The sequence below is a fragment of the Enterococcus caccae ATCC BAA-1240 genome, from assembly GCF_000407145.1.
GTDB classification, from domain to species: Bacteria; Bacillota; Bacilli; order Lactobacillales; family Enterococcaceae; genus Enterococcus_L; species Enterococcus_L caccae.
On record NZ_KE136474.1, the window covers coordinates 283232 to 298180 of the forward strand.

General features: G+C 37.3%; 14 protein-coding genes. 4 read left to right on the forward strand and 10 right to left on the reverse strand.

Annotated features, from left to right (window positions below; genetic code table 11):
• The first annotated feature begins 45 nt into the window (after window positions 1–45).
• Entirely contained in the window at window positions 46–927 is an 882-nt protein-coding gene (locus I580_RS11795) for a class C sortase (RefSeq protein ID WP_167324165.1), read from the forward strand.
• An 83-nt stretch (window positions 928–1010) separates the two neighbouring features.
• On the opposite strand, the gene I580_RS11800 is transcribed toward I580_RS11795, so the two are convergent.
• Window positions 1011–1520: a ClbS/DfsB family four-helix bundle protein gene (locus tag I580_RS11800; protein WP_010770404.1), complete on the reverse strand. Its 510-nt coding sequence runs from the start codon at window positions 1518–1520 to the stop codon at window positions 1011–1013.
• 119 nt (window positions 1521–1639) lie between these two features.
• On the opposite strand from I580_RS11800, the gene I580_RS11805 reads away from it, so the two are divergent.
• Window positions 1640–2431 carry a MerR family transcriptional regulator gene (locus I580_RS11805; protein ID WP_010770403.1) on the forward strand — a complete coding sequence of 264 codons (792 nt, stop codon included), beginning with the start codon at window positions 1640–1642 and terminating at the stop codon, window positions 2429–2431.
• 53 nt (window positions 2432–2484) lie between these two features.
• Here I580_RS11805 and nagA read toward each other — a convergent pair whose 3' ends face one another.
• The 9 genes from nagA to I580_RS11850 all read right to left on the reverse strand — a co-directional run bounded on the left by nagA (window position 2485) and on the right by I580_RS11850 (window position 12389).
• Complete coding sequence (nagA, locus tag I580_RS11810; protein WP_010770402.1) at window positions 2485–3630, reverse strand: N-acetylglucosamine-6-phosphate deacetylase; 1146 nt, start codon at window positions 3628–3630, stop codon at window positions 2485–2487.
• Window positions 3627–4397, reverse strand: a complete 771-nt coding sequence (locus I580_RS11815; RefSeq protein WP_010770401.1) for a DeoR/GlpR family DNA-binding transcription regulator — start codon at window positions 4395–4397, stop codon at window positions 3627–3629. The genes nagA and I580_RS11815 overlap by 4 nt, the downstream gene beginning before the upstream one ends.
• Before the next feature lie 109 nt (window positions 4398–4506).
• A complete protein-coding gene (locus tag I580_RS11820) occupies window positions 4507–5079 on the reverse strand; it encodes a hypothetical protein (protein WP_010770400.1) in 573 nt (190 codons plus the stop codon).
• Window positions 5080–5286: 207 nt separating this feature from the next.
• On the reverse strand, window positions 5287–6717 hold the full coding sequence (locus I580_RS11825; RefSeq protein WP_010770399.1) for an amidohydrolase: 1431 nt from the start codon (window positions 6715–6717) through the stop codon (window positions 5287–5289).
• 65 nt (window positions 6718–6782) lie between these two features.
• The gene (gene sdaAA / locus I580_RS11830) at window positions 6783–7658 is read right to left on the reverse strand and encodes an L-serine ammonia-lyase, iron-sulfur-dependent, subunit alpha (protein WP_010770398.1); all 876 of its coding nucleotides are present in this window, start codon (window positions 7656–7658) and stop codon (window positions 6783–6785) included.
• 19 nt (window positions 7659–7677) lie between these two features.
• Entirely contained in the window at window positions 7678–8340 is a 663-nt protein-coding gene (gene sdaAB / locus I580_RS11835; RefSeq protein ID WP_010770397.1) for an L-serine ammonia-lyase, iron-sulfur-dependent subunit beta, read from the reverse strand.
• A complete protein-coding gene (locus tag I580_RS11840; RefSeq protein ID WP_010770396.1) occupies window positions 8340–9542 on the reverse strand; it encodes an MFS transporter in 1203 nt (400 codons plus the stop codon). Before I580_RS11840 ends, sdaAB begins: the two co-directional genes overlap by 1 nt.
• Before the next feature lie 174 nt (window positions 9543–9716).
• The gene (locus tag I580_RS11845) at window positions 9717–9980 is read right to left on the reverse strand and encodes a hypothetical protein (protein WP_010770395.1); all 264 of its coding nucleotides are present in this window, start codon (window positions 9978–9980) and stop codon (window positions 9717–9719) included.
• Window positions 9981–10031: 51 nt separating this feature from the next.
• Complete coding sequence (locus tag I580_RS11850) at window positions 10032–12389, reverse strand: helix-turn-helix domain-containing protein (RefSeq protein WP_010770394.1); 2358 nt, start codon at window positions 12387–12389, stop codon at window positions 10032–10034.
• Between the two features lie 213 nt (window positions 12390–12602).
• Here I580_RS11850 and I580_RS11855 point away from each other — a divergent pair, with 213 nt between their 5' ends.
• Together I580_RS11855 and I580_RS11860 are read left to right on the forward strand one after the other, a co-directional pair.
• Window positions 12603–13376, forward strand: coding sequence for a DeoR/GlpR family DNA-binding transcription regulator (locus I580_RS11855; protein WP_010770393.1), 774 nt, complete (start codon window positions 12603–12605; stop codon window positions 13374–13376).
• A gap of 171 nt (window positions 13377–13547) precedes the next feature.
• Window positions 13548–14939, forward strand: coding sequence for a glycoside hydrolase family 1 protein (locus I580_RS11860; RefSeq protein WP_010770392.1), 1392 nt, complete (start codon window positions 13548–13550; stop codon window positions 14937–14939).
• Window positions 14940–14949 lie beyond the last annotated feature (10 nt).

Here is a 14949-nt window from a genome sequence, read left to right on the forward strand (position 1 = left end):
ATACAGGTGCAAAAAAGGAAGAAAAATACTGGCATCAATATCCTTATGGGAAGTATTTTCCTTGCCGGTTTTCTTCTATTTTCCTATCCGATCCTAAGTAATTTATATGCTAATTTTTATCATACACGTGTGATTGATACCTACCAAAAAGAAGTTAACCAAAAATCTCGTGATGAAAAAATGAAGTTAGTAACAGATATGATGAACTACAATAAAGATATGATAACTGGCGGTGAGCTTGTCGGTGAAGATCCTTTTGATAATAAGAATGAAAAGAAGCCTGAGAAAAAAGACAAAAAACATAAGGTCATTGATGCACTAGAAAATAAATTAGGCGATGTTTTAGGATATATCACAATCCCAGAAATAAATGTTAAGTTACCTGTTTACAGCGGTGCATCGGATTTACAACTGCAAAAAGGAATTGGTGTATTGGAAGGAACATCTTTGCCCATCGGTGGTAAGAATACACATAGTGTTCTTACTGGCCATCGAGGACTTCCCAGTTCAAAACTTTTTTCAGATCTTCCCGAATTAAAAAAAGGTGATACTTTTTTCATTGATATTATCGGTGAAACTCATGAATACAGGATAAATCAAATTAAAACCGTTTTACCAGAAGACATCACAGATTTAAAAATAGTGCCTGAAAAAGACTACATCACACTACTGACCTGTACACCTTATATGATAAACACTCACCGCCTCCTTGTCAGAGGTGAACGAATTCCACTAGAAAAAAAAGCAAAGGAGAAAAAAATGACAAACTGGTGCTGTTACTTAAATACTGCTCTTCAGATCATCATCATCCTGCTCATTTTATTATTCTGGCGCTATGTGCACAAAACAAATAAAAAACAAAAATTAAAACTAAAAGAAAAAAAACGCTTAGCACAAAAAAAGAAACGAAAACGCAAAGTTGAATAAATTTTAAAAAAAATCACTCGCTAGGTTTCCCAATTTAATAGGGCAGCCTGAACGAGTGATTCTTTTTCTGTTCAAATTAGCATTTACAAGATAACTTTTTTCCATTTACGTATCTTGGTTCTAAAGTTTGTGAATGGTGCAACCGTATTGATATGGACCCATTTATATAATGGCCACATTGCTTTGGTGGTAGCGTAATTTCTCTGTCCCGCTTCAAACAACTCTTGATCTGAAAGTGTTGCTAACCAAGTACATACCTCAGCGACAGATGCTCTTAGCATTTCTCTTTGCTCAGCGATGCTGAATTTTCCATATTTTTCATAAAAAGATTGATACAAGCCACCTAAATTATTCCATTTATACTCTGGAGTCGGTGTTTGGACGACTTTTCCAGCTTGCTCATCTTTCTCCCATTGTAAAATCAAATTCACCCATCCAAGCTGATAAGATAGATTTTCTGAAGGTGTTTTGTCTACTTCTTCGCTTCTTGTATCTTTTAGTGATTCGGGTATTTGTTCAAACTCATCATCATATTTCTCATATCTTTTTTGTATCTCGTCAATCAATGCTTGTTTCGTCTCATATGTACGCATTACGCCATTCCCTTCTGTCCGATAATTTCTGTCTTCTGTTTATTTTAAACCTTGTCATAATGTCAAAGTCAAGTGTATAGTTATAAATAGAAATCTGACCATCTATTTAAGGAGGAAACATGTTTAAAATCAGCGAGTTCTCCGAGTTGACGAATATCAGTCCACGTATGTTACGACACTATGATAAGCTAAATTTATTAAAGCCAAAAATTACGAAAAAAGATAACGGCTACCGCTACTATACACCCGAACAAATCAATCAGGCGAATAGAATTCTCTCACTTAAAAATGTTGGCATTCCCTTAAAAGAAATCGCCATGCTTTTAGATAATCCCGTGGAACAAACTAATTATTTAACCACACATCGCAAAAAACTGGAAACTGAATTAGCTGAAAAAAAACTTCAACTGGCTTATTTAGATTGGTTAGAAGAAAAAAAGACAACTTCAACAATCGCAGCAGTCAACCATCCTGTAGAAACAAAAAACATGAATGATATGTTCGTGCTTACTTACCGAGAAAAAGTAGCGTCTTATTATCAAGAAGAACAGCTTTGGCAGAAATTATTTGCTGGAATAAGAACAGAAGATTTGCCAGCACTCAGTCGATCTATGGCTATCTTTCATAATGATTCTTCTGAAATTATTGATATTGAAGTCATGATCACAATTCCTGAAAAACTCAAAACGATTTATCCGACAGCAAAATTTTTTTCTCCTGGCTTGATTGCTTCTGTTGTGACTAGTGGTGCTTATTCGACAATGCCTAAAGTCCATGAGGATATGCGTGAATGGCTTAGATTGAATGGCTACGTCCCTGCTGGTGATATCTTTACCATTTATCATTCTAGTCCTGCTACAAAAGAACGAGAAGAATTATATATTACGGAAGTCTGTTATCCAATAAAATGAAGACTAGTGTGTGGGACAAAAGTAAAAAGCACTTCTGTCCCATCCTCTGCTTTTTATTTTCTATGTCCTTTTAAAATTTTCTCTATCACACTAAACTCTTTATCTAAAAGAATCAAGTCAGCATCATATCCTACTTCGATCTTTCCTATTTTCTTTTCTCCTAAAATAGTAGCCGGAGTGGTTGCTCCCATTTTGATTGCATCATCAAGCGGAATGCCCATTTCTACACTCAGTCTAAGTGCTTCATTCATCGTAACTGTGCTAGATGCCAAGGTGCCGTCTTTTAAGCGAGCAACACCATTTTCTACCGTGACTTGGTGACCGCCAAATTCATAAGCGCCATCACCCACACCCATAGCTTGCAACGCATCTGTAATCAAAATAACTCCATCTGCCCCTTTTATTTTATGCAATAAACGGACGATTCCCGGATGTAAATGAATACCGTCAACGATTGCTTGAACACTAACATCATCATTTTCAAGCGCTGCCGTAACTAACCCTGGTGCCCGGTGATGGATTGGCGGCATGGCATTGAAGCAATGAGTAATATGTGTTGCGCCATGCTGAAAAGCAATCTGAGCTTCTTCATATGTTGCATCAGAATGCGCAATTGCAACGACAACATTTTTTTCTTTTAAATAGGTGATCAATTCTAAACAGCCTGGCAATTCTGGTGCTACCGTAACCATTTTGATCAAATCACCTGCTTGATCAAAAATCGTAGCCATTTCTTTTAAATCTGGGTTTCTTAAATAAGTTGGATCTTGCATACCTTTTCTTTTTACGTTTAAATAGGGACCTTCTAGATGTATACCTAAAATTTTTGCCCCCTCTTCCTGTCCGATAACTTCTTTAGTCCGGTCGATCATCGTCAATAATGCGCCTAAAGAAGATGTAACAGATGTGACTAAAAATCCCGTACAGCCAGTTTCTAAACATTTTTTCGATACTTCTTGAATGCTTTTTGTAGTCCCATCCATCATGTCAAAATTATTGGCACCGTGAATATGAACATCGATCATTCCGGGAATCAGCAATTGACTTTGACCATCTAAGCTTTGATCAACTGCTGTATTGGAAAATGTCTTATTTTCTGCTGCTTCGATTGCTAAAATGGTTTCATTTTCGATTAAAATATCAACTAATTCTAATCCTGTTTCATTACTTATGGTTACGTTTTGAATGAGTGTTTTCATTTTTCTCCACCTTCTACAAGTATGATTGTTACTTCGTCTTTTTGTAATTGAGCAGTGATTGTTTCTGGCAATGGCTTATCTGTGATCAATAAATCGATCTCTGAGAAATCTAGTTTAAAGTTTGTTGTATTTCTGACTTTAGAGTTGTCGATTACAACGCAAGTTTTTTTGGTATTTTTAATGATTGTTTGTTTTAATTCGATATCTTCTAATTCGGAGTAAAATAAGCCTGCCTCGTTGATACCGGACGCTCCGATAAAAGCAATGTCAAAGTAAAAATTCGTTAACTGAGTCATCACCGATGTACCATGAAGCAAATGAGAGCTAGGATTAAAGTAGCCTCCTAAAAGAAAGACTTCTTGTTGCTTATTCACTTCTGTCGCTGATATGGCATTATCGATGGAATTGGTGACGATCAGGACATTTTCTTGGGTAAGTTCTTTGGCAATAAATTGAACGGTAGTTGAAACATCTAGCCAGATTGTCTGGTCAGCACTGATTTTTTCTACTGCTTTACGAGCGATTTGGATTTTTTCTTGGCTGTTCACAACTAAACGATTGGAATAATCTTCGATTTTTGTCTTGATGATTGGTAGCGTGATACCTCCACGATATCTTTCAGCCAACCCTTCGTTGACGATCAATAAAATATCGCGGCGAATGCTGTCTTTAGAGATTTGGAAATAGTCCGCTAATTCAGTAGCTTCTAGTTTTTCTTTTTCTTGTAGTAACTCTAAAATTTTTGCGATTCGTTCTTTTTGATTCATACGTTACCTCCTGATTTATTCTGAGTATAGCAAATATATCTATTTTTGCATAATAATAAGTTTTCCTAAATAAAATATAAGTTTTTTTAAGTTAATAAAAAAAGAGTTCCTATATGGGAACTCTTTTCACTACTATCTTCATTTGGCGATCAATCTTATATAAATTGGGCTGACTATAGACATAGATAAAATCATATTGCTGTTTCGTTCTTTTTCTGTAAATGTGTTTGGCTAATTGCTCAATGCTTTTTTCACCCTCACCAAAGACAAAGATGAACAAATTATTTTCTTTGTATATTTTATAATTCCCACTTTGGAGTTTTTCGGCTTTATTATCATACGCTTCAATCAAATTAAAGAGTGAATGCCAGTTAGCAATTGAAATGGCGACCTCTTTCTTCGAGTTATCGGGTAACGGTAGATTGATTCTAAGAACCTCATTTCCGTATTTTTCCTTGATAATTTCAAGGATTTGCTCATCGTTATGTACATTGATCGCATCCAACTGCAAAGCTTTCAGCACACTTTCTTTTAATGATTGTGTTACTTCTACACCGATATTTTGTTTTGGATTTTGAATATCTGGTTTATCTAAAAGAATCGCGGATTGGTATTTTTCCGGTTCTGCTTTTTGAAGAATTTCCAATGCTTTTCGTTCATCTGGACGTTCCATCATAGCCATATGATCGCTCCTGTTCTTGCTTTGTTATAGTTAGGGTATACTATGTTTTGAGATAAATCAACTTGGGAAATTTCATATAGGAAAATAGAGCAGGGCAAAAAACAAGTATCACTTTTTTGTCCTGCTCTATTTTATTTTTATCGATTTGGTAAAGGTTCTTTTGATAGCTAGTCATGACTACAACGATACGATGTCACTTTCTTTTTCTTATTTAGGCATTACATCAGCCGGAATAGCAGATTGATACTTTTTACCACCAACTGTTACTTGATGTTCTGCTTTCGCTTGTGCTACTAGTTCTGGATTCGTCAATAAATCATAAGCGGTCGTTGCAATTGTTTTTCCAGCTGCTAACAATCCCTTATGCGCTACTGATGATTTACCATTCGCCACCCATTGCCATGAATGTGGCGGAGTTCCTTGTGGTTCACAGCCAACCAAGACTTGGGCTGTCGGACAAACCCAGCTAACATCACCAACATCCGTTGAACCAGAAGTAGCACTTGAGAAGAATAATGGACTGATTTGATCTAAGACTGGCATTGTTCCAAGTCGTTGAATCTCTTCTTCACTAGCCGTTGGGTTGCTTTGTCTCGCTCTGGCAACTAAACTTTCTTTCGTTACCTCATTTAAGCTATCATAGTATCTTTGGCTATATTCTTGATCCTCTTTTGTTAAATTCAAGTTACCGAATTCTTTTAAGTTTTCATACATTGCCGTTGTCATCGCTTGGTTTGGTAGATAATTGGCACAGGCAGAATCAAAAACGATTTCCAGCTCTGTTTCAGTCATCAAGGCCGCACCTTCTGCAATTTTATTGACGCGCTTGTAGATTTCTTCTGCTTGTTCTAGTTTTGGTGCGCGGATAAAGTAATATAAGCTAGAGGTTGGCTGAACCACATTGGCAGATTCGCCGCCAGCATCCATAAAGGCATAATGAACACGACCTTCATCAATGATATGCTCACGTAAAAATTGTACCCCAATATTCATTAATTCTGCTGCATCAAGGGCACTACGACCTTGTTCTGGAGCGGCGGCTGCATGAGCTGAAACGCCTTTAAAGTTATAATAAATTTGGTAAACTGCTAAACTGCTCAAGCCCCAGGCCATACTTGTATCCATTGGATGCCATGAAAGTGCCACATCAAGACAGTCAAACACGCCATCTCTTACCATAAATGCTTTCCCATAGCCACTTTCTTCTGCTGGACAACCAAATAACTTGATTGTACCTGACAAACCATCTTTTTCCATTAAATCTTTTACACCAATAGCACCTGCTAAAGCACCCGTCCCTAATAGATTATGTCCACAGCCATGTCCATTGCCGCCTTCATGTTCTGCTTTTTGTTCACCTAAATCAGCCACTTGGCTTAAGTTTCCTAAAGCATCATACTCAGCTAAAATTCCGATAACTGGATTTCCACTACCGTATGTCGCAACAAAAGAATGTTCCATATTGGCAACACCCTTTTCAATGGAGAAACCTTCTTTTTCTAAAATTTCAAGAAATGGTTTAACCGATTCACTTGTTGCAAATCTTGTTTCTGGTGTACCCCAAATTTGATCTGCTGCGGCGATAAATTGGTCTTTTTTTGCGTCAATTAATTCTGAAATTTGTTGTTTTGCATCCATTCTTAGTTCTTCCTTTCTTTTCTGTCATCCGTTTTCTATCTAGTTTAAATCATACACGTTCTTAATTAGCGATCAATCCCGAATAATTCTTTGGCAATTCGTTTTCCTGTTTTTGTTCCAGCTAATCCACCAATACCCGTTTCACGAATATCAGCTGGCATACTTCGACCGACACGATACATTGTTTCTACCACTTCATCTGCGGGAATTTCACTTTGGATTCCTGCTAAAGCCATTTCTGCTGCACTGATTGCATTTGACGTTCCACCCGCATTGCGTTTGATACAAGGGATCTCTACTAAGCCTGCCACTGGATCACAAGCCAAACCGATCAAGTTATTTAAAGCAATCGCAAAGGCATGACTCGCTTGTTCTGGCGTGCCTCCTGCCATTTCCACTAAAGCTGCTGCTGCCATGCCAGATGCCGAACCGATTTCAGCCTGACAGCCGCCTTCTGCACCAGAAATCATAGCATTATTCGCTGTTACAAACCCAAAAGCCGCGGCTGTAAATAAAAAGTGCAGCATATCTTCACGCGTTGAACCAAATTTTTCACTAAACGCTAACAAAACGCCTGGAACAACACCCGCTGATCCTGCTGTTGGTGTAGCACAAATCATGCCCATCGCCGCATTCACTTCATTGGTCGCTACTGCGTAACATAAAGCTTTGACGAAGGTATCATCCGTTAAGACGGTTTTTTTATCTAGATATGCTTGCAGTTTTTTCGCATCATATCCAGTTAAACCTGAGTGCGAGCGAACACCTTGAATACCTTTAGCTGCCGCTGCTTCCATTGTTTCTAAATTTAAGGTCATTTGATTCATGATGTCTGTTCTAGTACGTCCAGAAGTCTCAATTTCCTGAGCGATCATGATTTCGGATATTTTACACTGCTGCTCTTGTGCTCTGTGCACAAGTTCTTCTATTGATTCAAACAAAAAATTCACGTCCTCTAATTTAGCTGGTCGTTGGCAAGACTGCTGTTATTCCCGGTATTTCTCTGATTTTTGCTATTAACTTTTGACTAATATCACTGAGCGTTTCCACAAAGAAAACTGTCTCTTGATTTAATTGCTGAACTTCCACAAAAGCAGGACTTTCCAATGCATCTTCAATACGTGAAATCGCTACGCTTGACTGATCTGTGGTAAAAACTAAGCCGTTGCCTTGATCTTGATTCAACAAGGTAGAATGATGATTGATCTCAGTCAACTGGATACTGCCTCCGCCAATCGAAATAGCTGTTAAATTCAGCATTTCTTGTTCGTCTATCAACTCTAAATTCACCGTATTAGCATGTTCTGTTGCTTTTGGACTAACTAAAAATTCGATAAAAACTCCTTGTTTCTCAGCAATTTTAATAGCTTCTGGAATTCGTTCATCATGTGTTTCAAAACCTAAAACCCCTGCAACGATCGCAACTGCCGTTCCGTGTCCTTTATACGTTTCCGCAAAAGAACCGAAAAATGTCACGATCAACTTTTTGGGCATATGTTTATATAATTCTTTTGCCATATTACCGATCCTGACCGCTCCAGCTGTATGAGAGCTGGAAGGACCGACCATGATTGGACCGATGATATCAAAGGCGCTTTTATATTTAAATTTTTTGTCTGACATTACGCTTCTTTTTTCACTCCTAATACACAAAGTCCGCAAAGTAAACTAGCTACTGCCATGAAGCCAAATGCTAGAGTAAATGAACCACCAGCAGCTTTGATCAATTGTCCTAGAATCATGGGTGCTAAGAAACCACCTAAAGTACCGCCAGTATTGATGATTCCGATGGAAGAACCAATGATTGATGGGTCCATGATTTTATGCGGCCAAGTGAAGATCGCTGTAAAGGCACTAACTGAAACCATACTCACTGCAATCAAACAAATCATTGATAGAACTAGGTTATTCGATGCCACAAAAGCGGCAACTAAAATTGCGGCTAAAACTGTTGCACTAAGGATAAACATGCGCTCTTTCCCTAAAAATAGTTTTGATAATAGTGCCCCTGCAAACATTGTTGCTACTGTTTGGAAAACTGCATTGACTGCTAATAAATACCCAATTGTTTTAATATCAATGGCAAATTTTTGTGCTAAGAAACTTGGCAACCAAGACATGTTTCCATAAAGTAAAAAGTTCAATAGCAACATCGCGACAAACAAGACTAATACATTGCGATTTGTGATCACTTGACTAAATTTAATGGCTGGCTTATTCACTGAGCTAGTTTTTGCACTCGTCGCTTGACTAGGTACAAATACAGCAACAAGAACCAACGCCATCGCAAACATTGTTCCTAATGCCAAATAACCATAACGCCAATTCGCATTGATTAAATTCGTTCCTAACGTAAAGGCTAAAATTCCACCGATACCTGATGTGGATAAAATCAATGATTGAATAAAGGTTCTACGTTCTTGCGGAAAATTATCAGCAATGGATTTTGAACAACTTGGCGGATATCCTCCATGACCAAGACCTGCAAAAAAGCGGATGACCATAAATAACATTAAACTACTAACTGCCCCAAATGCGAATGAGAAAATTGAAATAATTGCTAGTGACAACATTAAGACTTTTTTTGCTCCGATTTTATCTGCTAACCAACCTCCAGGAATTTGCATCAATGAATATCCTAGGAAAAAGAATGACATAATCATCCCCGTCTGCCCCGCATCAAGATTAAACTCTTTCGCCAGCGGTAGAACAGCGGTAGAAATCATACTTTTATCCATATAAATCATCGAGTAACCAGCCATTAAAGCGAAAATCAACCCTGCACTGCTTTTGTTTGCTACTGTTTTTTCAACTTGTGTCTCCATTTTTTTCCTCCATCATTTCAATATAAGAAAACGTTTTCTATAAATTTATTATATACAATAATTCACAAATAAAAATTACGTTAATTGCTTGATATAGTCTTAATATTTTGAATATGGAGATAGATAAAAAGAAAAAGCAAAAAAAGAATACCTTTTTTTGCTTTTCTATCTACTTTATTTTCTTTTAACCTCACCTGAACGACGTTCCTTGATTTCTTGTTCTTCAGAAATATTTTTTTGCTGTTGAGCGACATCATAAACCCTCGTACTAGGATCTCGATTAATTCCACCAGTTCCAGTATTCACCATTGTTCCCCACCCTTTTTTAACGGGTGTTTTCCCCTTTGCTCGCAACCTGTCGTTTTTCTCTCTAGTCCGCTTGTATTTTGCTCTCCGTCGATCCTCAAAAAAATCTGAAATTTTATCCATTATTTCCATGTCAATCTCCTCCTAATGACTTTATCCATACTACAACCAAAACTCCCCTTTTCAATACAAAGGCTGAAATAAATACAACTGGCAAGCATTCAACGTCAATATTGTTTCAAGCTCATAACCAAAGGAATCAATCTGCTCTTTTTTCAATTCAAACCGGGGTACAATCTTCTGCTCTAAATACTTCTGTAATTCATGATCTAACTCCGCCTGTCCGCCAACTCGAATCCAATCATTGTAAATACCGCCATGATCTTTATCCAAGACGTATTCCCGAATCAAGTAGTTTCCCACAGGCAACTCACTTAAATGAATCTTCATTTTCTTTGTTTGATATTGTACTTGAAGCGTATCTACTGAGTCAAACGGATCCAAATAACTCGAATTGTATAACAATAGCTGGAACTGCCCCTGATTTCGCGTCAAAATATAACCATCTCCACGAGCAACGAGCTCTCCTTTTAAATGACTCAAAAAACGTAATGAAAAAAAGAGCGGTCGACGTAATTCCTCATAAAGAAAAACCGATAAACTACTGTCTTCCCTAGTATGAGTTTGTCGTTCCTTTACCTTAATATTCAACCAATAAGCAATTCCCGTCACTTCTTTTGACAGTTCAACAATTGATTCTAAAATCAATGCCGAACGGAAAAATGTTCCAGAAAAAGTATTGCCTTCTCCAACCAAAGTATTCCAGTCTGTTAAAAATAATTCTGGCGCCCACTTTGAAAAGATAGAATCATTTTCTGATTGGCTTGCATTGATAACAGATTTCACTCGGTTCAAAATTTCTTGCTGATACTCTTTGAAGCGCAACGCATGCTCATCTTTGATTAAAGTTGACGCATAAGGATCTGCATGAAAACTAATAAAATCAGGCAAACAATGTTGGGCCCCTTGTTCTGCAATAAACGCTTGATATTGCTCGTATTCTTCTTCATCAAGTGAACGTAATGACATCAGCCCAAGCTTAGAACTAGAGCCTAATTGTTTCAATTTACGGTAAAAATAACGATATCCCCAACAATTGTCTTCATTCCAACACCCACTAACTTTTGGCAACGACCATTGAATATACCACTGATTCACTTCATCTCTACCGTAGCGATTCAAAAAATGCCGCATGATTTTGAGCTGCTTGTCACACCATAGTTGGACTTCTTCTTTTGATGTGAAATTTTCTGGCAAATACAGCTGAATCATTGGTTTCAACTGGATTTTCACTAAAAAATCAAACCATTGATTATTTAAAATATACTCTGACACCAGTAAAACATCATCTTCAAAATTCGTTTCTTCACAAAATCCTTCAAATTGAACTAAGTCAAACCCCAAATCTTTTTGCAAAATACACAATTCTCGTTGAACACCATTTGCTAAACCTTCCCCAGCAGGTCCAATTTTTATAATTTTTTTACTACTATGAAACTCTGACTGAAGCTCTTTAGGTAACACTAATTGCAAATGCTGTTCAATTGCCGCATTTTCATCTTCGATATCATTTTCTACCAAATATTTTGCTAATTCCTGTAACGCTGCCGCACCAGTAATTTCTTGATAATCAGTAATTTCTGTTGAGTGCTTTGCCTGAGCATTGGCTAAAGAATATTTTTTACGATAATTTGCTGGAGTTAATCCATAATGCTTTTTAAATACTTGATGAAAATTTTTAGCATTAGAAAAACCACTGTTCAAAGCAACTCTGATAACCGATTGCGTAGTTAAAATCAACGCTTCAGCAGCATGCATCAACCGAATTTGATTTAGGTACTCAGTAAAAGTAACCCCTACATGTTTCTTAAAAGAGCGAGACAAATGATAGTAGGACATACCACTTGATTCTGCTAGCGCTTCCAATGAAATGGGCTGATCATAGCTTTTTTGAATCAGCTCCAGCAACTGAGCTAAACGATCATCCGCTATTTCAGATTTTACTTGAAGAGCTGGAACAACCTCTTTTTTAAACCCCTTGACCAATTGTGTTAGCACTGTAAAAAAATGCTGATAAACTTCCAATTCACTTTCTTCATTTTGCTTAAAATAAGCAGCCATCAGATGAACAAGCGCTTCACGTAGCTGTTGGATTTTTTTTGTCCCGACAAGCTTAGATTGCTGTGAAGTTGAACACTCAATATACGGCAGCCAGTTTTCTTTAAATTGAGAGGTGATCGGTGATCTAGAAATGCGTAACGATAACAATAAGTTCTTTTCTGAACTCTGAATCTGAAATTGCTGACGTGGATTAATAACTAGTACATCATCCCTACTTAACTTATAGTCTTTTCCAGCAGTTGTCACAGTCATACTACCATTAAGCATAAGAAAAAGGGTTAAATAGTCACTGATTTGCGGCGGAACATCATTAACTTTCATCAACGATAGATGAAAAGGAAATTGGTTAGATTCTCCCATAAATTTAGCCCTCCTTGCTTCCTGCTAGTTTGTTTAACAAAATATATCATCAAATCCTCGGTGAAACAAGTTGTCATTTGGGTCGAAAATTGTCTATACTATGAATAATTTAGAAAAAGCTACGTTTTAACCTAGCTAAATGAGCCAGCTCATTACTCCGTTTTTCTTCAAATCTATTGTGCCAGTTATGCTTTCAAATTTAGGAGGATCAATATGAAAACGAGTCAAGGTGATGTGTTTAGAAGACGAGAAAACTTGATAGAACAATTAAAGCAAAAAGAACATTTAACAGTTCGTGAGTTAGCCAAATTTTTTAATGTTTCAGCCGTGACGATCAGACGCGATCTATTATTTTTAGAAAAGAAAAAAATGATCGAACGGTTTTACGGTGGTGTAAGATTAATCGAAAAACAAACATTGTCGCAGCAGCCACTCCTAGAGAAAAAAGTATTTCCTATTGCAGTTTTTGTTGAGGAACTCTCCGCTTTCCTACCTCATAAAGCACAAATTTTTGTTGGCGCTGGACTTTTTTCAACAGCTATTATTCAGGCATTCTCTTTTCTTGAAATCACTATTTTAACAAATGACGTTTCGGCTCTTTTTATCGATCATCCGGAAAAAAAAGCTTTGATTACAATCAGTGGTGGTGAGCTGGAGAAAAATACAAATGCGCTTGTTGGTGATTTTGCTACCTATACTTTTAACAAAGTCGAAGCTGATCTTTGTATCATTGAAGCTACCGGTTTTAATTCTCACGAAGTAACCACCAAAACGTTGAGCGAGTCCTTTATTTATCGAACGATGATTCAGCATACCAAAGGACTAAAAATCGTGTACACACCTTCTAGTAATTTAGAAACTGTCAGCTCATTCATGATTGATCGAACCTTTTTATTTGATACATTATATACAGATTCCTCTATTTCACCTAGACTTTTGGCAAGCTATCAAGCACAAGGAATCTCCGTTAAAGTGTTATTTGAATAAAAAAGGTATACTAGATAGGTTCGCTTTTTCTTGAGCAAATACTTTCCGTTTCAAACTGTTCATAAAAATACTTTCATGAACAGTTCTTTGAATTGTATTGAATTTACTCGAACAATCACTTAATCTAAAGCCAAAGAAAACGCTTTAAAAAAATACAGAATGGAGAAACCAATGACACATACATTTCCAGAAAATTTCCTATGGGGCGCGTCGATTTCGGCCCACCAAACAGAAGGAGCTTATCAAACAGATGGCAAAGGCTTGAGCGTTCAGGATACACGTCCAAGAGATAATCATGAGATCGCTGATTTTACAGTAGCCGTAGATCATTATCATCATTACAAAGAAGATATTCGTTTATTAGCTGAAATGGGCATCAAAATCTTTCGCTTTTCGATTGCTTGGACACGAATTTTCCCAGCTGGACGAGGAGAGATCAATCAAAAAGGATTACAACATTATAGCGATGTGATCGAGGAATTACTAAAATACGGTATTCAGCCTTACATCACCTTGAATCACTTTGATTTACCCCAAGCATTAGAAGATGAAGGTGGCTGGAGTGTCCGCAGTACCGTGGATGCATTCAAACGATATGCTGAAACGTTGTTTGAAGCCTATGGTGATCGAGTAACGCACTGGCTGACGATCAATGAGCCGAACATCATGCTTTTGGTAGATAAAAAAATCCTAGGCAAAGAAATTCCATTACAAGAAAAATACCAACAATTTCATCATCTAATGATCGCTGAAAAATATGCCTTCAAACGGTGCCATGAATTGATCGAAGGCGGACAAATCGGACCAGTTCCGAATATTTCTCTTGTGTATCCTGCAACCAGTAAACCAATGGATAATCAGGCTGCCCTTTATTTTAATAGTGTTCGTAATTGGGCCTATCTAGATTTTTCTTGCTTTGGTCGTTATAACGCAGTCTTTAAGGACTATTTAAACCGAAACGGTATCACGATTGAATTCGCCGCTGAAGATCAGGAATTGATGGAGCACAACTTCCCTGATTTTGTTGCTATGAATTTTTACACCACCGTCACTGTCGAAAAACCAACTGAAAAAGACGGCATGGCAAACGGCATCAGCGATCAGCAAAGCGAAGATATTATGGAGTGGGGCTTTTATAAAGGCTTCACCAATCCTTATTTGAAGAAAAATGAATTCAATTGGACGATCGATCCTGATGGTTTGAAAACCACTTTGCAAACTCTGTATGACCGTTACCATTTACCAATCATTATCACTGAAAATGGTTTAGGGGCTAAAGATGAGCTGACAGATGACGGGAAAATCCATGACAGTTACCGTATCAATTATTTAAATCAACATATCGACCAATGTTTACAGGCTGTTGAAGCAGGTGTTGACTTGATTGGTTATAGCCCGTGGTCAGCGATTGACTTGATCAGCGTTCATGAAGGTATCAGCAAACGTTACGGCTTTATTTATGTAGATCGTACCGAGCAGAATGAAAAAGAACTCACTCGCTATAAAAAAGACAGCTTTTATTGGTACCAAACATTGATCGAAACGAATCAATTGCCCTCTTAAAGAAAGGAGA

Bases quoted from the DNA above. Each gene is read 5' to 3' on its own strand.
- I580_RS11795 (WP_167324165.1), top strand. From the start codon at position 46: ATGGGAAGTATTTTCCTTGCCGGTTTTCTTCTATTTTCCTATCCGATC.
- I580_RS11800 (WP_010770404.1), bottom strand. From the start codon at position 1,520: ATGCGTACATATGAGACGAAACAAGCATTGATTGACGAGATACAAAAA.
- I580_RS11805 (WP_010770403.1), top strand. From the start codon at position 1,640: ATGTTTAAAATCAGCGAGTTCTCCGAGTTGACGAATATCAGTCCACGT.
- nagA (WP_010770402.1), bottom strand. From the start codon at position 3,630: ATGAAAACACTCATTCAAAACGTAACCATAAGTAATGAAACAGGATTA.
- I580_RS11815 (WP_010770401.1), bottom strand. From the start codon at position 4,397: ATGAATCAAAAAGAACGAATCGCAAAAATTTTAGAGTTACTACAAGAA.
- I580_RS11820 (WP_010770400.1), bottom strand. From the start codon at position 5,079: ATGGCTATGATGGAACGTCCAGATGAACGAAAAGCATTGGAAATTCTT.
- I580_RS11825 (WP_010770399.1), bottom strand. From the start codon at position 6,717: ATGGATGCAAAACAACAAATTTCAGAATTAATTGACGCAAAAAAAGAC.
- sdaAB (WP_010770397.1), bottom strand. From the start codon at position 8,340: ATGTCAGACAAAAAATTTAAATATAAAAGCGCCTTTGATATCATCGGT.
- I580_RS11840 (WP_010770396.1), bottom strand. From the start codon at position 9,542: ATGGAGACACAAGTTGAAAAAACAGTAGCAAACAAAAGCAGTGCAGGG.
- I580_RS11845 (WP_010770395.1), bottom strand. From the start codon at position 9,980: ATGGAAATAATGGATAAAATTTCAGATTTTTTTGAGGATCGACGGAGA.
- I580_RS11850 (WP_010770394.1), bottom strand. From the start codon at position 12,389: ATGGGAGAATCTAACCAATTTCCTTTTCATCTATCGTTGATGAAAGTT.
- I580_RS11855 (WP_010770393.1), top strand. From the start codon at position 12,603: ATGAAAACGAGTCAAGGTGATGTGTTTAGAAGACGAGAAAACTTGATA.
- I580_RS11860 (WP_010770392.1), top strand. From the start codon at position 13,548: ATGACACATACATTTCCAGAAAATTTCCTATGGGGCGCGTCGATTTCG.